Genomic DNA, 21,442 nt, shown 5'->3' with positions numbered 1-21,442 from the left:
TTCCCGCGCCTCCCAGGAGCGTCCCTTGCCCGGTCCGAACCCCGGCCCCCCTCATGACACGCGCCCCACGCTGGAGGGGGTGGCGGCCCGTGCCGGAGTCTCCCGGGCCACCGCCTCACGGGTGGTGAACGGCGGTGCCGGGGTGCGGCAGCCGCTTGCGGACCGGGTCCGCAAGGCGGTCGAGGAGCTCGGCTACATTCCGAACCACGCGGCCCGGACCCTGGTGACGCGGCGCAACGGTGCGGTCGCCGTCATCATCGACGAACCCGAGGCCCGGATCTTCTCCGACCCCTTCTTCTCCCAGCACATCCGCGGCATCAGCCGCGAACTGGGTCTGCACGATGCCCAGTTGGTGCTGCTACTGGTGGAGGGCAGCGGGGACTTCGAGCGGGTCACCCGCTACCTGGCCGGCGGCCATGTCGATGGAGTACTCGCCTTCTCGCTGCACACCGACGACGAACTGCCCTCGGTCATCCGCCGGTTCCGGGTACCCACCGTCTACGGCGGCCGCCCGGGACGGCCGGGCGCGGCATCCGAGCTCGCGGTCCCCTACGTGGACTGCGACAACCGCGGCGGTGCCCGTGAGGCCGTGCGCCATCTGGTCTCGCTCGGCCGCCGGACCATCGCGCACATCGCGGGCCCGCGCGACCAGACGTCGGCGCTCGACCGGATCGACGGCTACACCGACGTGCTGCCCGACGCCGACCCCGCCCTCGTCGCGGACGGCGACTTCACCACCGAGGGCGGCGCGCGGGCGATGGCCCAACTGCTGGATCGGCGGCCCGGACTGGACGCCGTCTTCGCCGCCAACGACCTCATGGCCTCCGGCGCGCTGAGGGTGCTGCGCGAGCACGGCCGCCGGGTGCCGCGGGATGTGGCCCTGGTGGGGTTCGACGATCTGGAGTCGGTCGCCGAGGCCACCGATCCCCCGCTGACGACGGTCCGTCAGGATGTGGAAGGCATGGGGCGGTTGATGGTCCGGCTTCTCATGGAGCGGCTCAACGACGGGCACAGCGACGCCGATTCGGTCATCATCCCGACCGAACTGATCCGCCGCGCCTCCGCGTGACGCGCGCTGCCGTGTGCCCGAGGCGCCCTGTGCCCGAGGATCCCTGCGCCCGATGAGCGGGACCGGCCGGCTCAGCCTGACCGGCGGCCGCCGCGTCGCACCGCTTCCCGGTGGGCCGCCCGCGCCCGCCGCGCCCGCGGCAGATACCGCAGCCTCTCCGGGAGCACCGGCACGACCGCCCGCACCACCGCGCAGAACCTCCGCAGCCTGCGCTCCTGGGCGTCCGTCCACTCCAGGCCGATCGCCTCGCGCGCGTCCGGCGGCATCAGCCCGACGGTGAGGAAGCCGCGGAACCGGGCCAGTGGCGGAAGCAGCACCGGCCACAGGGCCCGCAGTAGCAGCCGGAGAGCCAACGGGCCCCGGTCCGGGGGCGGCACCGGGGCGCCGGGGTCGACGAGTTCCCCGACGACGGCGGTCCGCTCGATCTCGTCGGCGAGCATGCCGCGGTAGTAGGGCCAGAACTCCTCGATCGTCTGCGGCATGTCCCGGTCGTGGATCCCGAGCACGCGGCCCACCTGGAGCCACTCCCGGTACAGGGCCCGTTCCTGGTCACGGCCGAGCGGCCGCAGCAGGTACCGCGCCCCGTGCCGGTACACGGGGAACCCGGTCGCGTGGACCCATGCGTAGTTCGCCGGTGACAGGGCGTGGTAGGGGCGGCCGCGGGTGTCGGCGCCCTGGATCGTGCGGTGCAGCCGGCGGAGCCTGCGTCCTTCCTCCGCGGCCTCCTCTCCCCCGTACACCCAGAGCTGGAGCGAGCTCAGCGAACGTTCCCCGCGGCCCCACGGGTCCGTACGGAACACGGAGTGCTCGTCGACGCCCGCGCCGACCGCGGGGTGGGCGACCTGGAGGGTGAGGGCGGCCGGCAGCATCAGCAGGGCCCGGATGTCACCGGACAGGCTCCACAGCACACCTCCGGGCGGGGGCGGTACCGGATCCGCGCCCTGGGCGCTCTCGCTGCTCATGTGGTGCTCCCGACGGTCGGCGGGCGCGCGGTCCGGCGCCCGGCCCCTGCGTGATCCAGTATGCGAGCCCGTCCGGGTCCCTGCGCACCGGCCCCGTGGAACGCCCGCCGTCGGCCGTGTTGACGGGGCCGCTGAAACAAGTCAATAGTATTTGTAACTTTGACTCCCTCGACCGAACGGGCCATCACATTCCTTGGACATCAAGGGAGTTGGTCCGTGCGACAGCGACACCACAAGGCAGCGGTCCCCGCAGGGAGTCGGCAGAAGGAGAGGAGAGCACACCATGGGCCGATACAGCCGCCTGCACGAGATACGCCGGATGGATCCGGCACGCGACTACGCCGAGATCCTTCGGCTGATCTCCCAGTACGAGTTCCCCTGGGACTACCGGCAGGGCGTGAGCGTCGCCTTCCTCCGGGACTACGGCGTCCCCCGGATCTCCGTGCTCCTCGACCGGACCCAGGAGTTCGAACGGGCCGGCCAGAAGCGGTACGACGACACGGTGCTGATCGGGTACGAGATGGCGGCCGACGGCTTCGACTCGGAGCGCGGGCGCGCGGCCGCGCGGCATCTGAACCGGATCCACGGGAAGTACAGCATCCCGAACGAGGACTTCCGCTATGTCCTCGCGACCACCGTCGTGGGGCCGAAGCGCTGGATCGACCGGTTCGGCTGGCGCCCCCTGTGCCCGCAGGAGATCCAGGCACTGGTGGAGACCGGCCGCAAGATGGCGGCGGTCATGGGGATCGAGGGAGCGCCCGACACGTACGAGGGGTTCGAGGCGCTCCTCGACTCGTACGAGGAGCGGATGTTCGCGTACGACCCGGCGAACCGGCGGGTCGCCAACGCCACGTTCCGCGTCATGGCGAGCTGGTATCCGCGACCGTTACGGCCCCTGGTGGCGAGATTCTCGCTGGCGTTGCTCGACGAGCCGCTGCTGAAGGCTCTGGGCTTCCGGCCGCAGCCGAGGTGGGCACGGACCTCGGCCTCGGCGGCCCTGCGCCTGCGCGCCCGGTGCGTACGCCGGCTGCCGGCCCGGCCACGCCGCCTGCCCTCGCGCCCGCAGCCCCGTTCGTACCCCTTCGGCTGGCGGCTCGACGACCTCGGGCCGCACTGGGCGCGCAACCGCCCCCTGGAGCCGCTGCCCGACGAGACCGGCGGGACCCCCGACGGCTCTAGCCGGCAGCGAGCAGCGGCACCAGATAACGGCGGGCGAACTCCCGCACCTGAGTGTCGTCGTCGAGCTGGAAACAGCTGACGGGGCTGAGGAGGAAGGAGACAGTGATCCGCACCATCAGTTCGGCCACCGGGGTCGGATCGGTCGCCGGCCGGCCCTCCGCCCGCCGGGCCTCACGCAGCCGGTCGGCCAGGTACGCGCGGATGGCGAGGAAGGCCGGGCCGCTCTCCAGGGTCAGGAAGGGCAGCATGGTCTCGGGTTCCAGCCGCAGCAGACCACCGATGAGCGGATGCTCGCGGATGTGGCGCAGAACCGCGGTGAAGCCCTCGACGAGCCGGTCCTCCGTCGTCGGCAGCGCGGCCACCGCGTCATCCACCTCCACCAGGAAGCGGCGGTACTCGCGCAGCAGGCAGGCGGAGACGAGGCTGTCCTTGTTGCCGATCCGCCGGTACACGGTCACCCGTGAGACCTTGGCGCGCTTGGCGACGTCGTCGACGGTGGAGCGGCGCAGCCCGAAGGTCATGAACTGCTCGCGTGCGGCGTCCAGGATCTGCTCGCTCAGCGCGTCGGAAGGCGGCGGCGCGCTGAGCGCCACGGCCAGCCGTGTCCCGTCGGTGCTCCGTGCCGTCATGGGCCCTCCCCCGTTCCGCGGCTTCCACCCCACCATAGGAGTCGATACAGAGTGATCCTGCCCGTAACCCTGTAACAACGCGTGCGGGGCGCCCACCGGASTCCGGTGGGCGCCCCGCCGGGGGAAGGTGCGGTCCGGCTACTCGCAGGTCCCGGCGAACGTCGCGCGGGTGACCACGTCGGTGTCCGCGGCGGTGGTGTCCAGCCAGGCGACGCGCTGGCCGTCACCGAGGGACGGGGCCAGCTGGGCGCCGGAGGAGCAGGAGACGCGGCTGAAGCTGTCGAGTCCGGCGAGCACGTCGGCCGTCCTGGCGACCTTCGCCTTGCCCGGTCCGCTCCACGAACCGAGGGCGGCCCAGATGTCGTACGTGGAGTACGCGAAGTAGGTGTCGTTGACCGAGAACTGGGCCATGTACGTCCCCGACGGGAGGCGCAGCTTCGCCGCCGTGGACAGATCGTCGAGCGGCGCGGACATGAACGTCGTGCTCGGGATCAGGAAGCCACCGGTCTCGCGCCAGAAGACGCGCTCCGAGGTGAGCTGGATGTCCGAGATGTAGTTGAAGAGGAAGCCGGCGATCCGCTTGGACTGCGTGGTGCCCTTCGCGATGTCGTAGACGTAAAGGTACGTGTCGTCGACGCCGGCCCAGGCGATCCGTCCGTGCTTCATCGCGAGGCGGGAGGCCCTGGTTCCGGCCTCGGGCGTCACGTTGACGGTGGTGCCGTCGGCGCGGCGGAGCAGGACGTCCTGCTCACCGTCGGCCGTGGTGCTGATGTAGGCGAGGGTGCCGTTGTCGGTCACCGGCTCGGTCTCGTCCGCGTCGGGGCGGTCGGCCAGCTTCTTGATCGCGCCCTGGCCCTTGTCGCCGGCCCCGTAGACACCGATGCCGTCCGCGGTGATGCGGGTGAAGACGATGCGGTCGTCGTCCAGGGACGGATCGAGCAGGTAGGCGTCCTTCTGGGCCAGCTCGCGCACCGGCTTCTTGTCGAAGCGGCCCACGGTGATACCGAAGGCCGCGCTGCCCTGGTCCCAGGCGATGGCGTCGCCGTGGCCGATCGCGTAGACGTCGCCGTTGATCTGTGCGGCCTGCTCGTCGACGGACCCGGCGTAGACCTCGTAGGCGGGCAGGACTCCGGCGCCGATGGTGGTGCCGTCGTGCGTGCCGCTGCTGTGTTCCCAGCCGTTCTCGATGCCGTGGGCGTCGAAGGCCGCGGCGACGGCGGCGAGATCGGCCTTCGAGACGTTCAGGGACTTCGCGGCGAGGGTGACCGCGTTGCGCATGTCGGTGAAGCCGGACAGCGGGGTGAGGTAGTTCTGCGCCGCCCGGTAGACGATCCGGTCGGCGAGCTCGCTGTCGATGTTCTTGCGCATGTCCCACAGCGCGCCGCCGACGATGGTCGAGTTGTAGTGCACTCCGCCGTTGTCGATGTCGAGCGTGATGGGCTGGTAGTCCTTCTGCGCGCTGCGTCCGTCGTTCAGGTCGCGCAGGGCGCACTCCTCCAGCGGCTTGGTGCCGTTGCAGAGGTACTCGCCGATGAGGCCGGACGTCGGGTCGCTCATCGCGATGCCCTTGTCGGCGGTCTCCATGGCGTTGCCGAAGTAGTCGGATATCGCCTCGTTGAGCGCGCCCGACTGGTTGAGGTAGACGAGGCCGGCGGAGTGCTCGGTGACGCCGTGCGTCATCTCGTGGCCGACGACGTCCAGGCCGACGGAGAGCGGTACGCCGTCCATGTGGCCGTAGACCATCTTGGAGCCGTCCCAGAAGGCGTTGGCGTAGTCCTTGCCGCCCGACGAGACGTTGACGACGGAGTAGATCGTGCCGCCCTTGCCGTCGACGCCGTCCCGGCCGATCCGGTCCTTGTAGTACTCGTAGACCTTCGCGGCGTTCAGGTGCGCGTCCACCGCGCCCGACGAGGTGTTCGCGCCGTCGAAGCGCTCGCTCGCCGATGTGCCCAGGGGGATGTCGTCGGTGACCGCGCCGCCGGCGACGAGGCTGTAGTTCTTGCGCTGGGCGTCGTACGTGCGGATCTGGCCGCCGGTCAGCGGGTACATGGCGCGCGTCGAGTCGACGAGCGTGTACGAGCCTTCCGCCTCCTTGTTGACGTCGAGCTTCGCCTCGCTGCCGTCGACGCGCACGCCGGTGGCCTCGGCGGGCGACGCGTCGGCGGCGTCGATGTTGTTGTACGAGAGGGCGATGCCGCCCACGCGGGCGTCGACGTACACCTCCTGGCGCACGGGGCTGCCGTTCGCCCTGCCGCCGGTCACGGTGAAGTGCCAGGCGAGCCTGCCGCCCCGAGCGTCGGGCAGCACGGACAGACCGTGCGCCTCGGTCCGCGCGTCCCGCACGTCGGACAGGCGGCGGTCGAGGGTGAACATCCGATGCTTCGCGGTGGCTTCGCTCACCGTGGGCGTAGTGGAGACCGTGAGGTCGGTGTAGAGCGTGCCGGTGGCGGAGGTGACCTGCTGGCCGCCGTCGGACGCCGTCGTCTGCACCGCGTACTCGGCGCCGAAGACGGGGACACCGTCGTGCTTCTGCTGGAAGCGCACCGAGGACTGCTTGCCGTCCTTGGTCGTCCTCACCGTGCCCAGATCGTCCACCGGGACCTTGTACGTGTCCTCGTGCGCCTTCAGGTGGGCCCGGGCGGCCTGGGCCGGGGTTCCTTCCCTGGGGGCCTTGTCCAGGCCCTGGGTCATCGCGGGGGCGACACCTGCCGGGCCCGCCGCCGGGGCCGTCGCGATGTCGTCCGCCCAGGCCGGCGCGGCCATCAGCGCCGCGCCGGTCGCGGTGGCGACCACCCCGGCCGCCAGGATCCGCAGCACACTCGTTCGTCTCACAGGACCTCCCCATCGCACCTGCGCCTGAGCCGTTGGGGCGGCTCGGGCGTTGACGTGCTGATCGTTCGCCATGGGGCCCCGCCTGAACAAGAGTTGGCACTGGCGCGAAAGTGCCGTGGCGTAATTACGCCTCAGGAATGGGCTTCTGAGGCCGAGTTGTCCGATGTTTCGGACAGCCATCCCGCCCGGGCCGCATACCAGCCGAGCTGGAACCGGGTCGCCGCGCCCACCTCGTCCATCAGCGCGTGCAACCGACGCTGCACGGTGCGATGCCCCATCCCCAGCTGGCGGGCTATGGCCGCATCGGTCAGGCCGACGTGGAGAAGGGCCACGATCTGCCGGTCGATGGCCGCGACGGGGGACTCGGCATCGTCCTCGGCACCGGGCGGGGCCAGCCGTCGTCCCTTCTCGAAGTGCGCCTCGAAGAGCGAGACCAGGGCCGTGAGCAGACCGGTCCGATGGACGACGAGTGCGACGGGCTCGCTCTCGCGGTCCGGGTCCAGGGGCAGCAGGGCGATGCGGCGGTCCACGATGACGAGTTTGGTCGGCAGCCGGTCCGTGACGGAGATGTGCTGCCCCTGGGCCACACACGCGCCCACCACGGCCGCGGTCGCCGGATGCTCCAGCCACGCACGCTCGACGACGCTGCGCACGGTGACCCCGCGGCGCATCATCTCCGCGTCCGCCTCTTCGTGGTTGTCCTCGAAGCTGAGCAGTGCGGGCATGTGTCTGGCCGGCACGAAGGTGCACACCTCGCTCCTGGCCTGACGCTGCATGGTCACGAGACGTCGCCGGACCGCCGCAGGGCCGGACAGCACCTCCACCGGCGCCCCGGCACCGTACATCTGCGCGGAGCGGTGGCGCTCGGAGAGGTCTCCAACGAGCGATTCGACCCGGTGCAGGGCGGAACGCCGTGACTCCAGGAGCGGCCCCAGCGCAAGGACCGGCGGAGCGGCCCGGTAGCGGGCGCTCCCGCCGGAATCCGGCAGGTCGGCGCTGGCAAGCCCTCGTTCGACGAGCGAGTCGAGGGCGTCGGCCACCGCCGCCTCGTCCAACGGACCCGCGAGCGCGCCCGGTTCGCAGTCCGGGCGGTCCACGAGCAGACGGTAGACCGCGTCCTCGTCCGGTCCGAGTCCCAGCAGGGTCAGCAGTGACGCGTCCACCTGACCGCGCGACCCTTCGGCCTCGGCCCGGCCGGGCTCCCCGCCCCGCGCCTCGGCACCCGCCATGCCCCACCCCTTCCGGCCCGCCGCGTTGACGGCGTCAGGCTATCCGGCGTGATCCGGGGCGACGGCCTCAGCCGAAGTCGTACACCGTCACGGGTATGCCCCGTCCGGCCAGCCGCTTCTGGACCAGGGGCTCGATCCGGGGCCATGTCCCGCCCGCCAGCCCGCAGCCGATCCGTGGCATGTGCACCGAGGCCCCCAGTTCGGCCGCCCGGTCCGCCACCGTCCCCAGCGCGCGGTCGATCGCCTCGTAGCGCACGGGGACCCCGCTGCTCCCCGTGCGTATTCCACGCTGGCCCACGGCGTTCGCCACCCAGACGTACGGACTGACCTGCACGAACTGCACTGCGCCGAGGCCGAAGTCGTTGCCCGCGCGCTCCCGGTGCCATCGGCGGTACGCCGCTTCGGGTTCCGGCCAGCGGCGCGAGAGGGCCAGGACGAAACCCTTGCCCCAGCCGCCGAGGTCATTGCAGACATGGACGATCACCTTGACGCCCTTGCCGTGGGGAGAGGTCGCGTCGCCTTGTACGTAAGTGATCTCGGACATGGGAGCACGCTAGGCGGGACCACTGAGATCCGGTCTCTTTCACATCATTGGTGAGACAGCAATACTGTTGCACCGGAGGGCGCATGCACCCGGCAGCCCATCCGCAGGCGGACAACGAGGAGCAGACATGGCGACCGAGGGCGAGGAGCCGAAGCTCACCGTCGACGAACTGGCGGCGCGCGCCGGGGTGACCGTACGCACGGTGCGCTTCTACAGCACCCGTGGACTGCTGCCTCCGCCCGTCATCGGGCCGCGCCGCGTCGGGCACTACGGGCACGAGCACCTCTCCCGCCTGGCGCTCATCGAGGAGCTCCAGCACCAGGGCATGACGCTCGCCGCGATCGAACGCTATCTGGAGCAGCTGCCGCCCGATCTGAGCGCCCACGATCTGGCCATCCACCGGGCCCTGGTGGCATCGTGGGCGCCCGATTCGGCGGAGGAGGCGACCCGCGCGGAGCTGGAACGCCGCTCGGGGCGGACGCTGTCGCAGGAGGACATCGACCGCCTGGCCGCGATGGGGGTGCTGGAGCGGTCCGGAGCGGACGACGGTGCCTACCGGCTGGACCCCGGGCTGCTGCGCCTCGGCGTGGAGCTGCTCGACGTACCGATCGCGCACGAGACGATCCTCGCCGCCCGTACCGTCCTGCTGGAACACACCCGCTCGGTCGCGCACGAGCTCAGCCGGCTCTTCCGGGACGAGGTGTGGGGTCCTTACCGGGAGCGGGAGTCGGATCCGGAACACCTCAAAGCGATGAAGTCGCTGTCCGCGCACATGCAGCCGCTGGTGCTGCAGGCGCTCGTGACCGCGTTCCAGCGCTCGCTCAAGGAGGAGCTGCGGGCCGCCTTCGCGGCCGAGTAGCGGCCCGAGGGGCCGCACCCGAGTGCGGCTGCGGGTGCGGCCCCTCGCGACGCGGTCAGTCGTGGAAGGTCTCGCCCTTCTCCGCCTTCTCCACGAGCAGCGCGGGCGGCAGGAACCGGTCGCCGTACCGCTCGGCGAGCTCCCGGGCGCGCGCTGCGAAGCCGGGCAGGCCGCCTTCGTAGCCGTTGATGTACTGGAGCACGCCGCCGGTCCACGCCGGGAAGCCGATGCCCATGATGGAGCCGATGTTGGCGTCGGCGACGGTGATCAGGACGTTCTCCTCCAGGCAGCGGACGCTGTCCAGGGCCTCGGAGAAGAGCATCCGCTCCTGCATGTCGGTGAACGAGATGTCCGCGTCCGGCTTCGCGAAGTGCTCGCGCAGGCCGGGCCACAGGCGGGTGCGCTTCCCGTTCTCGTCGTACTCGTAGAAGCCCGCTCCGCCACTGCGGCCGGGGCGGCCGAACTCGTCGACCATCCGGTCGATGACCGCGTCCGAGGGGTGGGCGGCCCAGCTGCCGCCCGCCTCCTCCACGGCCTTGCGGGTCTCGTTGCGGATCTTGCGGGGCAGGGTGAGCGTCAGCTCGTCCATCAGGGAGAGGACCTTGGCCGGATAACCCGCCTGGGCGGCCGCCTGCTCGACGGAGGCCGGCTCGACGCCCTCGCCGACCATGGCGACGCCCTCGTTGATGAACTGCCCGATGACGCGCGAGGTGAAGAAGCCGCGCGAGTCGTTGACGACGATCGGCGTCTTCTTGATCCGGCGGACCAGGTCGAAGGCGCGGGCCAGTGCCTCGTCGCCGGTCTTCTCACCCTTGATGATCTCGACGAGCGGCATCTTGTCGACGGGCGAGAAGAAGTGCAGCCCGATGAAGTCGGCGGGGCGCGAGACCCCTTCGGCCAGCACGGTGATGGGCAGCGTGGAGGTGTTGGAGCAGAGCAGCGCGTCGGGCTCGATGACGTCCTGGATCTCCTGGAAGACCTTGTGCTTGAGCGCGGTGTCCTCGAACACGGCCTCGATGACGGCGTCGCAGCCGGCGAGGTCGGCCGGGTCGCCGGTCGGGGTGATGCGGGCGAGCAGTTCGTCGCGCTTCGCCTCGGTCGTACGGCCCCGGGACAGCGCCTTGTCGAGCAGCTTCTCGCTGTACGCCTTGCCCTTGGCGGCGGCCTCGGTGGAGACGTCCTTGAGGACGACGTCGATGCCGGCCCGGGCGCAGGAGTACGCGATGCCCGCGCCCATCATCCCGGCGCCGAGAACGGCGACCTTGCGGACCTGGCGCTCCTCGATGCCCTTGGGGCGGCTGGCGCCGGAGTTGACGGCCTGGAGGTCGAAGAAGAACGCCTGGATCATGTTCTTCGAGACCTGGCCGGTGACCAGCTCGGTGAAGTAGCGGGCCTCGATGGTGAGCGCGGTCTCGAAGTCGACCTGCGAGCCCTCGACGGCCGCGGCCAGGATGTTGCGCGGCGCGGGCATGGGCGCACCGGCGAGCTGCTTCTTCAGGTTGGCCGGGAAGGCCGGCAGGTTGGCGGCGAACTTGGGGTTCGACGGGGTGCCGCCGGGGATCCGGTAGCCCTTGACGTCCCAGGGCTGCTGGGACTCGGGGTGGGCGTCGATGAAGGCGCGGGCCCTGGCCAGCATTTCCTCGCGGGTGGCGGCGACCTCGTGGACCAGACCGTTCTCCAGGGCGCGCGCGGGCGTGTACTGGGTGCCCTGGAGGAGGACCTTGAGCAGCGCGTCGGCGATGCCCATGAGGCGTACGGTGCGGGTGACGCCGCCGCCGGCGGGCAGCAGGCCGAGGGTGACCTCGGGCAGGCCGATGCGGGAGCCGGGGGCGTCCAGGGCGATGCGGTGGTGGGCGGCGAGGGCGATCTCGTAACCACCGCCGAGGGCCGCGCCGTTGATGGCGGCGACGACGGGCTTGCCGAGGGTCTCGATGCGGCGCAGCGACCGCTTGATCGCCCTGCCGGCGTCGAACGCGGCCTGCGCGTTCTCGGGGCCGATCCTGATCATGTCCTTGAGGTCGCCGCCCGCGAAGAAGGTCTTCTTGGCGGAGGCGTAGATGATGCCCCGGATGGAGTCCTTCTCGGCCTCGGCCCGGTCGGCGACGGCCTCGATGGAGTCCCGGAAGGCCTGGTTCATCGTGTTGGCGGACTGGTCGGGGTCGTCGAGGACGAGGGTGACGACGCCGGTCTCGTCCTGTTCCCAGCGGATGGTCGTGCTCTCGGTCATGTGTCTGTCTTCTCCGTAGGAAGGGGGACGGTCAGAGACGCTCGATGACGGTGGCGACGCCCATACCGCCGCCCACGCAGAGGGTGGCGAGGCCGTAGCGCTGGTCGCGCCGCTCCAGTTCGTCGATGAGGGTGCCGAGGATCATCGCGCCGGTGGCGCCGAGCGGGTGGCCGAGCGCGATCGCGCCGCCGTTGACGTTGATCTTGTCGAGGGAGAGCCCCATGTCGCGGGCGAAGCGCAGGACGACCCCGGCGAAGGCCTCGTTGATCTCGACGAGGTCGATGTCGTCGATGGTCAGTCCGGCCTTGGCGAGCGCCTTGCGGGTGGCGGGCGCGGGTCCGGTGAGCATGATGGTGGGCTCGGAGCCGGAGACGGCGGCGGAGACGATCCGGGCGCGCGGGGTGAGGCCGTAGCGCTCGCCGATCTCCTTCGAGCCGATCGCGACCAGGGCCGCGCCGTCGACGATGCCGGAGGAGTTGCCCGCGTGGTGGACGTGGTCGATCTTCTCCACCCAGTGGTACTTCTGCAGCGCCACCGCGTCGAACCCGCCCATCTCGCCGATCGCGGCGAACGACGGCTTGAGCGCGGCGAGGGAGTCGGCGGTGGTGCCGGGACGCATGTGCTCGTCGTGGTCGAGGACGACGAGACCGTTGCGGTCCTTGACGGGGACGACGGACCGCGCGAAGCGGTTGTCCTTCCACGCCTCGGCGGCCCGTTCCTGGGACAGGGCGGCGAACTCGTCGACGKCGCGGCGCGAGAAGCCCTCGATGGTCGCGATGAGGTCGGCGCCGACGCCCTGCGGCGCGAAGCCGGTCTCGTAGTTCGTCATCGGGTCCATCGCCCAGGCCCCGCCGTCCGAGCCCATCGGGACGCGGGACATGGACTCCACGCCACCCGCGAGGATGAGGTCCTCCCAGCCCGAACGGACCTTGGCGGCCGCCAGGTTGACGGCCTCCAGGCCCGAGGCACAGAAGCGGTTCTCCTGGACACCGGCGACGGTGTCGGGCAGGCCCGCCGCGATGGCGGCGATGCGCGCGATGTCGGAGCCCTGGTCGCCGAGCGGGCTGACCACGCCGAGGACAATGTCGTCGATCGCCGCCGGGTCCAGGCCCGGGAAGCGGTCGCGGAGCTCGTGGATCAGGCCGACGACGAGGTCGATCGGCTTGGTGCCGTGCAGGGCCCCGTTGGCCTTGCCGCGGCCGCGCGGGGTGCGGATCGCGTCGTAGACGAATGCTTCGGTACTCAAGACAGCTGCCTTTCGAGGGTGGTTGCGCAACAGGGGTGCCGGGGGCCCGGTCAGGCGAGCAGCGAGCGGCCGATGATCTCCTTCATGATCTCGGTCGTGCCGCCGTAGATGGTCTGGATCCGGCCGTCGGTGAAGGCCCTGGCCACCGGGAACTCCGCCATGTAGCCGTATCCGCCGTGCAGTTGGAGGCAGCGGTCGGCGACACGCTTCTGCAGTTCGGTCGCCCACCACTTCGCCATGGAGGCGTGTACGGCGTCGAGCGTCCCGTCCGAGTGGTCGACGATGCACCGGTCGAGGAAGGCGCGCGTGACGGCGCACTCGGTGGCCATCTCGGCGATCTCGAAGCGGATGTGCTGGAGCTTGGAGAGCGGCCGTCCGAAGGCCTCGCGCTCCTTGACGTAGGTGGTGGTGATCTCCAGGAGGTGCTCGGCGGCGGCGATCCCGGCGACGGCTATGCCCATCCGTTCCTGGGCCAGGTTGGTCATCAGGTGGATGAAGGCGCCGTCGAGTTCGCCGAGGAGGTTGTCCTTGGGTACGCGGACGTCGTGGAAGAACAACTCCGCCGTGTCCTGGGACTTCTGGCCGATCTTGTCGAGGTTGCGGCCGCGCTCGAAGCCCTCGGCTCCGCGTTCCACGACGATCAGCGAGAGGCCCTTCGCGCCGCCGTCCGGGGTGGTCTTCGCGACGACGACCACCAGGTCGGCGAGGATGCCGTTGGAGATGAACGTCTTGGAGCCGTTGAGCAGCCAGTAGTCGCCCTTGTCCTCGGCGGTGGTGCGGATGCCCTGGAGGTCGGAGCCGGCGCCGGGTTCGGTCATCGCGATGGCGGTGATGATCTCGCCGCTGCAGAAGCCGGGCAGCCAGCGCCGCTTCTGCTCCTCGGTCGCCAGGCCGGTCAGATAGGGGCCGATGATGTCGTTGTGCAGCCCGAGCGCGAGGCCGGGGGTGCCGGCCCGGGTGAACTCCTCCGCGAGGACGGCGCTGTAGCGGAAGTCGGTGTTCCCGCCACCCCCGTACTCCTCGGGTACGGCGAGGCCGAGCAGCCCCTGCCGTCCGGCGGCGCGCCAGGCCCCGCGCGAGACGATGCCGTCCTTCTCCCACTGCTCGTAGTGCGGGAGGACCTCCTTGGACAGGAAGGTGCGGACCGTCTCGCGGAACGCTTCGTGCTCCTCGGTGAAGATCTGCCGCTGCATCAGTCGGTCGTGTCCTTCCGGGTGTCGCGCAGGGCCGGTACGCCCCAGTCGGCGGCGACGGCCTCGGTGTCCGCGCCCGGCAGGGCCGGTCCGCTGTGCACCGAGGAGGGCGTGGCCGAGAACCGGGGGGCGGGCGCGGGCTGGGTGAGTCCGCCGTGTTCGACGAAGGTGGAGCGGGCGGCCAGGTGCGGGTGGCGGGGTGCTTCGCGCAGGGACAGGACCGGGGCCACGCAGGCGTCCGAGCCCTCGAAGACCTCGGTCCACTCGGCGCGGGTCCGGGTACGGAACCGGGCCGCGACGACCTCGCGCAACTCGCCCCAGCGTGCGAGGTCGCCCCGGTCGGGGGCCGTGTCCCCCAGGCCGAGGAGTTCGGTGAACTCGGCGTAGAACCGCTTCTCGAGCGGGCCGACGGCCATGTACGCGCCGTCGGCGGTCTCGTACGAGCCGTAGAAGGGGCAGCCGCCGTCCAGCAGGTTGGAGCCGCGCCGGTCCTGCCAGCCGCCGGCCTGCAGCATGCCCTGGATCATCATGGTGAGGTGAGCGGTGCCGTCGACGATCGCCGCGTCGACGACCTGTCCGCTGCCGCCGGGCGTCCGGGCGTGCTGGAGGGCGGCGAGGACGCCGACGACGAGGTAGAGCGAACCGCCCGCGTAGTCGCCGAGCAGGTTGGCGGGGACGGCGGGCGGCTCCTCCGGCTTGCCGATCATGGAGAGAGCGCCGGTGACGGCGATGTAGGCGATGTCGTGCCCGGCCCGTTCGGCGAGCGGGCCGTCCTGGCCCCAGCCGGTCATCCGTCCGTAGACGAGCTGCGGATTGCGGGCCAGGCAGGCGTCCGGGCCCACGCCCAGGCGTTCGGCGACGCCGGGCCGGTACCCCTCGATCAGGACGTCGGCGCGCTCGGCCAGGTCCAGGACGGTGTCCGGACCGGCCGGGTCCTTGAGGTCGACGAGAACGGAGCGCTTGTTGCGGTTGGTGAGGTCGCCGGCCGGATCGATGCCGAGGCCGGCCCCGCCGGGCCGGTCGACGCGGACCACGTCGGCGCCGAGATCGGCCAGGAGCATCGCGGCGAACGGGCCGGGCCCGATGCCTGCCAGCTCGACCACGCGCACCCCGGCCAGCGGGCCGCGCGGCCCGTGCGAGCCGTTCCCTGTCGTTGCCATCGAGCCCCCAGCGGTATGACACAACTGATGTAACATCGATGATGCTAAGAACGCACCGCGCCCCGCACAACCCCTTGGAGCGAGCAAGCGCTTAGTTTCTCTCCCCGGGATCCTCTCGCACGAAGCCTCCCCTCCCGCGCAGCGCCACGTACGGCTCCGCTACCCTCTGCCTGCTACATCGGCGCCGGCCCCTGCGGAGGCACTCGTGAACAGGCAGAACGGGGCATCACGCCCCTATGACGTGGTCCTCTTCGGCGCTACCGGTTTCGTGGGTGAACTCACCGCCGGGTATCTGGCGGCCCATGCCCCGGACGGCTGCCGCTGGGCCCTGGCCGGCCGCAACCGCGCGAAACTCGAGCACCTGCGCAACCGGCTCACCGCGCTCCATCCGCACTGCGCGGATCTGCCGCTGCTGCACGCCGACGCCGACGACGCGGAGGCGCTGCGCGAACTGGCCGAGTCCACCCATGTGGTGGCCACGACCGTCGGCCCGTACGTCTGGTACGGGGAGAAGCTGGTCGCGGCCTGCGCGGAGGCGGGAACGGACTACACGGATCTCACGGGCGAGCCGGAGTTCGCCGACCGGATGTATCTGGAGCACGACGCCCGGGCGCGCGAGACCGGGGCCCGGATCGTGCACGCCTGCGGCTTCGACTCGGTACCGCACGATCTGGGCGCGTACTTCACCGTGCTGCAACTGCCCGAGGACGTCCCGCTCCGCATCGACGGTTTCGTCCGCTCCAACGCCGTCTTCTCCGGCGGTACGTTCGCCTCCGCGCTCACCGCGATGGGCCGTGGCCCGCAGACACTCAGCGCCGCCAGGGAGCGCCGGCTGCACGAGCCCCGGCTGGTCGCCCGCCGCGCCGCCGCCCCGCTCAGCGGGCCGCGCTTCAGCGGGGAGACCGGCACCTGGGCGCTTCCGCTGCCGACCCTCGACGCGCAGATCGTCCGGCGCTCGGCGCGGGCGCTCCCCCGCTACGGCCCCGACTTCCGCTACCGGCACTACGCCTCGGTCAGACATCTGCCGGTGGCCCTGGGCGGCACGGCGGCCCTGGGCGCCCTGCTCGGCGCGGCCCAGCTGCCGGCCGTACGGAACTGGCTGATGGACCGCTACGAGCCCGGGTCAGGCCCCGACGAGGAGCGCCGCCGCCGGAGCTGGTTCACCGTCCGGTTCGTCGGCGAGGGCGGGGGCCGCCGCGTCTTCACCGAGGTGTCGGGCGGCGATCCGGGCTACGACGAGACGGCGAAGATGCTGGCGGAGTCGGCGCTGTGTCTGGCGCTGGACGAGCTCCCGCCGTCCTCGGGCCAGGTCACCACGGCGGTCGCCATGGGAGACGCCCTGCTGGAGCGGCTGCGCGGGGCGGGTCTGCGCTTCCGGGTGGCGGCCGTGCGCTGACGGCGCCACCGGGCGGACAGGGCTCAGAAGATCCAGGAGGCCAGGGTGTAGAGCATCGCCCCGGCCCAGACGAAGCCGACCGCGCCCCCGATCAGCATGCCCACCGCCACACGGCGCTGAGCAGGGTGAAGGGGTGCGGTTCGAGCGGTTGAGCGAGATGCGTTCATGTGTCCAGACTGCCGACCATGATCGGCGGGCGCTATCCGTACGGATACTCAGACGCCCGGACCCCGTGCCCGCGCCGGCCCTCGGCCGGTGGCTTCCCGGAGCGCCCGCCGGCACAGCGCGTCGGCCCTGCGGGTCGTCTCCGGCTGGCGGAAACCACGGGCCAATGACAGCGTGTGGGCGCAGGCGTTGTCCAGGCCGATACGGTGCCCGACCGAGACGTACACCGGTTTCGTGCCGTCCTGGGTGCGCAGCGCCTGCCCCACCACCTCGCCCCCGTCCAGCAGCGGTGACCGGTCGCCGCGGTGGGGGCCCGGCTGTTCGTACGAGAAGGTGAACGGGTTCTTCGCGACGCCGATGACCGGGAGCCCGGTGAGCACGCCCAGATGGCTGGCGAGGCCGAAGCGGCGGGGGTGCGCCTGTCCGTAGCCGTCGCAGACGACGAGCCCCGGGTCGACGGACAGGGATTCGAGCACGGCCAGCACGGTGGGGATCTCGCGGAAGGCGAGCAGTCCCGGGATGTACGGGAAGGTGACCTGCCCGGTGGCGGTGGACTCCGCCACCACCTCCAGCGTGGCCGCGTCCAGGACGACGGCCGCCGCCACGACGACATCGCGCGCGTCGTCGTAGGCGACGTCGACGCCCGTCACCCGGCCGGTGCCCGGCGCCGGACCTTCCTCGTCGAGCACCACCCGGGTGCGCAGGGTGTCCTGGAGGGCGCGCGCCTCGGCCTCGTCGGCGGGTATCCGCAGTGTCGTCATGATGCCGGTCAGTGTAGGCGGGCCGCTCCCGTAGCCTTCGGGTCATGTTCGTTCTCGATCTTTCGTACACCGCCCCACTGGACCGCATCGACGCGCTGATGGAGGCTCACGTCGCCTGGCTCGACGCCCGTTACGCGGCCGGGGTGTTCATCGCCTCCGGCCGCAAGAACCCCCGCGAGGGCGGGGTGATTCTCGCGGTCGGAAACGACCGGGCCGCGATCGAACGGCTCGTGGCCGCCGACCCCTTCGTCGTGCACGGCGTATGCGCGTACCGGATCACGGAGTTCATCGCGACGAAGACGTCGGACGCGCTCACCCCCTATCGTCAGCAGGTGTAGGAGCCCTTCAGCGGACGAACGCGCGTGCGGCCCGCCCCTTCTCGCCGGCCGCCCAGCAACTCCCGTCCGCGGTGCAGTCGACCGTGTCGTACGAGCCGGTGTCCACCGTGCGCCAGGTGCGGCCGCCGTCCGTGGTGAGGTCGGTGCCGGCCGGGCCGACCGCGAGTGCGGCCGAGCGGCTGTGCGGCAGCCAGGCGACTCCGGAACGGTAGGCGGGCGGCGGCGTACGGGACGGCTGCCAGCTGTGGCCCCCGTCGACGGTCACCGCCGAGGCGCGGGGCGACTCCTGGCCGGCGCGGTAGTCACCGCCGACCGCGATGCCATGGGTCCGGTCCCGGAAGGCGAGGCCGAACACGCCGCGGGCCGGGTCGCCGGCCGGGATCGGCGACGCCGTCGCGGTCCAGGTCAGTCCGCGGTCGCCCGAGTGCAGGATCCGGGCGGTCGCCGCCCCGCCGGTCGCCAGCCAGACGTCCTTGGGGCCGGAGCTGACCAGGCACTGTCCACTGGCCGCGAAGCCCGCCTCGCCGGGCTGTGCCGCCGGCATGCCGGCGCTGGGCAGCACGTTCCAGCTGCGGCCCCCGTCGGCGGTGGACAGGATGCGGAACCGCCCGTCCACGGGGTCGCTCATCGCGAGGCCGTGGCGGCTGTCGAAGAAGGTGAGGCAGTCGTAGAAGGCGCGTGCGTCGGTGTTGCGGAACGACTCGGTCCAGGTGGCGCCGCCGTCCTCCGTACGCAGGACCCGGGAGGCCTCTCCCTCGCCGATGGCCAGGGCCACCGCCCGCCGGGCGTCGAAGGCCTCGATGTCACGGAACTCCAGCGCCTCGTCGGCCGCGCCGGGCGGCGAGACGTCGCGCCAGTTCCTGCCGCCGTCGGTGGTGCGCAGCACGGTTCCTTGCGAGCCCGCGAGCCACGCCGTACGGCTGCTGACGGCGGCGAGGCCCCGGAAGCGGGCGTCGGTGCCCGTGTCGGTGGGTGTCCAGGCGGGACGGTGCCGTTCGCCCGGTGCCGCCTCGGCGGCGGGTGCGGCCAGCGCGGCCGCCAGCGCGGCCCCGCACAGTCCCAGTGACATCAGTCGTCGCGTCTTCCCCATGGGCTTCATGGCGCTGGAAGCTAATCCACGGGCCGGGCCCCGTCCAGGGTGCATCGCCGGAAAACGGGCACACGTGCAGGCGGCGGTGTGCGGTGACGTAACTCACGCCGTGCTCCGATGCACGGATCGAGGGGTTCCGTCGTCTGTACAAGAGGCGTCGCGAGAGGGAGCAGGTCGTGTCCACCGTAATCGAACAGTCCGTTCAGGCCCGCATGGTCGCATCCGCGCCCCGGATGGAAACGCTTCCCGCGGTACTGAGCTACGACCGCACGGACCCCTTCGCCGTCCGCATGGCGTTCCCCGCGCCGGCGACGCTGGAGGGAACCGAGGTGTCCTGGGAGTTCTCCCGGGAACTGCTGTCGGCGGGGATGGAGGCGTCGGCGGGGGTCGGGGACGTACGCGTCAGGCCCTTCGGGTACGACCGCACCGTGCTGGAGTTCCACGCCGCCGAGGGCATCGCCATGGTGCACGTGCGCACGGCGGAGCTGCGCCGGTTCCTGCGGCGCGCCCAGGAACTCGTCCCCGCCGGGGAGGAGCACCGCTTCCTGGATCTGGACGGGAGTCTGGCGCACCTGCTCGGCGGTTCCCGCTGACCCGTCGCCCCGGGGCCCGTTAATTCGCTTGCCGCGCCCCGGAGACCGCCGTACCTTCGTTGATGTCCTTGTTGTCGCCGATAGGAGTAGGACGTTGCTCGTCTGAGGTCTTGAGACACCGTGCCGTACGCCGTGTCATGTCCGCACATGTCCGCGTGCCCGAGTGTGACCTCAGCTCTTCGAGCCGTCCTCCGCGACCAGGGCCTTTCCTCTTCTTGTCTTCCGGAATCTCTTCCGTGGAAAGCCAGTGACCGGTGTCTCGCCCCGTTGCCCCTGTCCTTCCTCGCAACCGGGAGTTCCTTGTGTCTACCCCCCTCACCCACATCACCTGCTCGTCGCTGTCCTTCGCCTGGCCCGACGGCAGTCCGGTGCTCGACGACTTCCACCTCACCGTGGGCCCCGGCCGTACCGGACTCATCGGGCTCAACGGCTCGGGCAAGTCGACCCTGCTGCGGCTGATCGCCGGTGAACTCACTCCCGTCGAGGGCCACATCAAGGCGGCGGGCGAGGTCGGTTACCTGCCGCAGAACCTGGTCCTGGACACCGCGCTGCGCGTCGACGCCGCCCTCGGCATCGACAAGACCCGTGCGGCGCTGCACGCCATCGAGGCGGGCGACGTCACCGAGGAGCGGTTCGCCGCCGTCGGTGACGACTGGGACGTGGAGGAGCGGGCGCTCGCCACGCTCGACCAGCTCGGCCTCGGCCACATCGGTCTCGACCGCACGATCGGTGAGATGTCGGGCGGCGAATGCGTGCTGCTGCGCCTGGCGGCGCTGCTGCTGGCCCGGCCTGACGTACTGCTGCTGGACGAACCGACGAACAACCTGGATCTTCACGCACGTGGCCGCCTCTACGCGGCGGTCGACTCGTGGAACGGCGTCCTCGTCGTCGTCAGTCACGACCGGGAGCTTCTGGAGCGTGTCGACCAGATCGCCGATCTGCGGGAGGGCACGGTCACCTGGTACGGCGGGAACCTCTCGGCGTACGAGGAGGCGCTCGCCGTGGAGCAGGAGGCCGCCGAGCGCATGGTGCGGGTCGCCGAGGCCGATGTGCACCGTCAGAAGCGCGAACTCGCCGAGGCCCAGGTCAAACTGGCGCGGCGCAAGCGCTACGGGCAGAAGATGTACGAGAACAAGCGGGAACCGAAGATCGTCATGGGTGCCCGCAAGCGCTCGGCCCAGGAGTCGGCCGGCAAGCACCGCATCATGCACGCGGAGAAGCTGGCCGAGGCGAAGGAACGCCTCGACGACGCTGTCGAAGCGGTGCGGGACGATGCCGAGATCAGGGTCGAACTGCCGCACACCAAGGTCCATCCGGGCCAGGGCGTGCTGCTGCTGAACGATCTGGAGCTCGCCCACGGGGCACGGGTGCGGGGCTCGTTCGAGGTACGCGGTCCGGAGCGCATCGCGCTGGTGGGACGCAACGGAGCGGGCAAGACCACGCTGCTGCGGACCCTGGCCGCTGATCTGGCACCGGTGTCCGGTGAGGCGTCGGTGCAGGTGCCGATGCGCTTCCTGCCCCAGCGGCTGGATGTGCTGGACGACGAGTTGAGTGTGGTGGAGAACGTGGCGCGGTTCGCACCGGATGCCACGGACAACCGGATCAGGGCGCGACTGGCCCATTTCCTGTTCAGGGGCGCCCGGGCCGACCGGGCTGCCGGGACGCTGTCGGGCGGCGAACGGTTCCGCGCCGCTCTGGCCTCGCTGCTGCTGGCCGAACCGGCACCTCAGCTGCTGATGCTGGACGAGCCGACGAACAATCTGGACCTGTCGAGCGTGCGCCGGCTGACGGCGGCACTCGACGCGTACGAGGGGGCGTTGATCGTGGCGAGCCACGACGTTCCGTTCCTCGAATCACTCGGGACCGCCGCGCCGACATAGGTGAACGACTGTCCGGCTCCGGGGAAACCGCCTGCGGCGAAGGGGATCGCCCGGACGGTGATCCGGCTGCGCTCGGACTGGTCGAGAATG

The 21,442-nt window shown here is 71.2% G+C and carries 19 protein-coding genes; 7 read left to right on the top strand and 12 right to left on the bottom strand.

What is annotated here, in order from left to right; genetic code table 11:
- Positions 1–25 precede the first annotated feature (25 nt).
- The gene (locus tag EAO72_RS10305; protein WP_148016951.1) at positions 26–1,069 is read left to right on the top strand and encodes a LacI family DNA-binding transcriptional regulator; all 1,044 of its coding nucleotides are present in this window, start codon (positions 26–28) and stop codon (positions 1,067–1,069) included.
- 71 nt (positions 1,070–1,140) lie between these two features.
- Here the strand turns inward: EAO72_RS10305 and EAO72_RS10300 are convergent, their stop codons facing one another.
- Positions 1,141–2,031 carry an oxygenase MpaB family protein gene (locus EAO72_RS10300; RefSeq protein ID WP_148016950.1) on the bottom strand — a complete coding sequence of 297 codons (891 nt, stop codon included), beginning with the start codon at positions 2,029–2,031 and terminating at the stop codon, positions 1,141–1,143.
- A 283-nt stretch (positions 2,032–2,314) separates the two neighbouring features.
- On the opposite strand from EAO72_RS10300, the gene EAO72_RS10295 reads away from it, so the two are divergent.
- Positions 2,315–3,289, top strand: coding sequence for an oxygenase MpaB family protein (locus tag EAO72_RS10295; RefSeq protein WP_261991405.1), 975 nt, complete (start codon positions 2,315–2,317; stop codon positions 3,287–3,289).
- On the opposite strand, the gene EAO72_RS10290 is transcribed toward EAO72_RS10295, so the two are convergent.
- From EAO72_RS10290 to EAO72_RS10275, 4 genes are all read right to left on the bottom strand, one after another.
- Positions 3,207–3,839, bottom strand: a complete 633-nt coding sequence (locus tag EAO72_RS10290) for a TetR/AcrR family transcriptional regulator (protein ID WP_148016949.1) — start codon at positions 3,837–3,839, stop codon at positions 3,207–3,209. The genes EAO72_RS10295 and EAO72_RS10290 overlap by 83 nt on opposite strands.
- A 138-nt stretch (positions 3,840–3,977) precedes the next feature.
- The gene (locus EAO72_RS10285) at positions 3,978–6,671 is read right to left on the bottom strand and encodes a M4 family metallopeptidase (RefSeq protein WP_148016948.1); all 2,694 of its coding nucleotides are present in this window, start codon (positions 6,669–6,671) and stop codon (positions 3,978–3,980) included.
- 131 nt (positions 6,672–6,802) lie between these two features.
- Entirely contained in the window at positions 6,803–7,900 is a 1,098-nt protein-coding gene (locus tag EAO72_RS10280) for a helix-turn-helix transcriptional regulator (protein WP_148016947.1), read from the bottom strand.
- 67 nt (positions 7,901–7,967) lie between these two features.
- Positions 7,968–8,444: a macro domain-containing protein gene (locus EAO72_RS10275; protein WP_148016946.1), complete on the bottom strand. Its 477-nt coding sequence runs from the start codon at positions 8,442–8,444 to the stop codon at positions 7,968–7,970.
- Between the two features lie 127 nt (positions 8,445–8,571).
- Between EAO72_RS10275 and EAO72_RS10270 the strand changes: the two genes are divergently transcribed.
- Positions 8,572–9,303 (top strand): MerR family transcriptional regulator, encoded by a 732-nt coding sequence (locus tag EAO72_RS10270; protein WP_148016945.1) that lies wholly within the window; start codon positions 8,572–8,574, stop codon positions 9,301–9,303.
- Between the two features lie 55 nt (positions 9,304–9,358).
- Here EAO72_RS10270 and EAO72_RS10265 read toward each other — a convergent pair whose 3' ends face one another.
- Genes EAO72_RS10265 through EAO72_RS10250 form a run of 4 tightly spaced genes read right to left on the bottom strand, consistent with a single transcriptional unit; the run spans position 9,359 to position 15,129 of the window.
- Positions 9,359–11,530, bottom strand: coding sequence for a 3-hydroxyacyl-CoA dehydrogenase NAD-binding domain-containing protein (locus tag EAO72_RS10265; protein WP_148016944.1), 2,172 nt, complete (start codon positions 11,528–11,530; stop codon positions 9,359–9,361).
- 31 nt (positions 11,531–11,561) lie between these two features.
- Positions 11,562–12,776 (bottom strand): acetyl-CoA C-acetyltransferase, encoded by a 1,215-nt coding sequence (locus tag EAO72_RS10260; RefSeq protein WP_148016943.1) that lies wholly within the window; start codon positions 12,774–12,776, stop codon positions 11,562–11,564.
- 50 nt (positions 12,777–12,826) lie between these two features.
- Complete coding sequence (locus EAO72_RS10255) at positions 12,827–13,969, bottom strand: acyl-CoA dehydrogenase family protein (RefSeq protein ID WP_148016942.1); 1,143 nt, start codon at positions 13,967–13,969, stop codon at positions 12,827–12,829.
- The gene (locus tag EAO72_RS10250; RefSeq protein ID WP_148016941.1) at positions 13,969–15,129 is read right to left on the bottom strand and encodes a CaiB/BaiF CoA transferase family protein; all 1,161 of its coding nucleotides are present in this window, start codon (positions 15,127–15,129) and stop codon (positions 13,969–13,971) included. The genes EAO72_RS10255 and EAO72_RS10250 overlap by 1 nt, the downstream gene beginning before the upstream one ends.
- Positions 15,130–15,334: 205 nt before the next feature.
- Between EAO72_RS10250 and EAO72_RS10245 the strand changes: the two genes are divergently transcribed.
- Complete coding sequence (locus tag EAO72_RS10245) at positions 15,335–16,525, top strand: saccharopine dehydrogenase family protein (protein WP_148016940.1); 1,191 nt, start codon at positions 15,335–15,337, stop codon at positions 16,523–16,525.
- A gap of 23 nt (positions 16,526–16,548) precedes the next feature.
- On the opposite strand, the gene mmpA is transcribed toward EAO72_RS10245, so the two are convergent.
- Together mmpA and EAO72_RS10240 are read right to left on the bottom strand one after the other, a co-directional pair.
- Positions 16,549–16,692 carry a morphogenic membrane protein MmpA gene (gene mmpA, locus EAO72_RS41890; protein WP_187284997.1) on the bottom strand — a complete coding sequence of 48 codons (144 nt, stop codon included), beginning with the start codon at positions 16,690–16,692 and terminating at the stop codon, positions 16,549–16,551.
- A gap of 48 nt (positions 16,693–16,740) precedes the next feature.
- A complete protein-coding gene (locus EAO72_RS10240; RefSeq protein WP_148016939.1) occupies positions 16,741–17,451 on the bottom strand; it encodes an endonuclease V in 711 nt (236 codons plus the stop codon).
- 44 nt (positions 17,452–17,495) lie between these two features.
- On the opposite strand from EAO72_RS10240, the gene EAO72_RS10235 reads away from it, so the two are divergent.
- Positions 17,496–17,789, top strand: a complete 294-nt coding sequence (locus tag EAO72_RS10235; RefSeq protein WP_148016938.1) for a YciI family protein — start codon at positions 17,496–17,498, stop codon at positions 17,787–17,789.
- 7 nt (positions 17,790–17,796) lie between these two features.
- Here the strand turns inward: EAO72_RS10235 and EAO72_RS10230 are convergent, their stop codons facing one another.
- Entirely contained in the window at positions 17,797–18,888 is a 1,092-nt protein-coding gene (locus EAO72_RS10230; protein ID WP_261991404.1) for a WD40/YVTN/BNR-like repeat-containing protein, read from the bottom strand.
- 167 nt (positions 18,889–19,055) lie between these two features.
- On the opposite strand from EAO72_RS10230, the gene ssgD reads away from it, so the two are divergent.
- Together ssgD and EAO72_RS10220 are read left to right on the top strand one after the other, a co-directional pair.
- A complete protein-coding gene (gene ssgD, locus EAO72_RS10225; RefSeq protein ID WP_148016937.1) occupies positions 19,056–19,472 on the top strand; it encodes a spore wall synthesis regulator SsgD in 417 nt (138 codons plus the stop codon).
- Positions 19,473–19,774: 302 nt separating this feature from the next.
- Positions 19,775–21,352 (top strand): ABC-F family ATP-binding cassette domain-containing protein, encoded by a 1,578-nt coding sequence (locus EAO72_RS10220; RefSeq protein WP_187284996.1) that lies wholly within the window; start codon positions 19,775–19,777, stop codon positions 21,350–21,352.
- Positions 21,353–21,442 lie beyond the last annotated feature (90 nt).

The sequence above is a fragment of the Streptomyces sp. OR43 genome (assembly GCF_008042275.1).
Taxonomy (GTDB): Bacteria; Actinomycetota; Actinomycetes; order Streptomycetales; family Streptomycetaceae; genus Streptomyces.
This window is presented reverse-complemented; position numbering and strand designations above follow the sequence as displayed.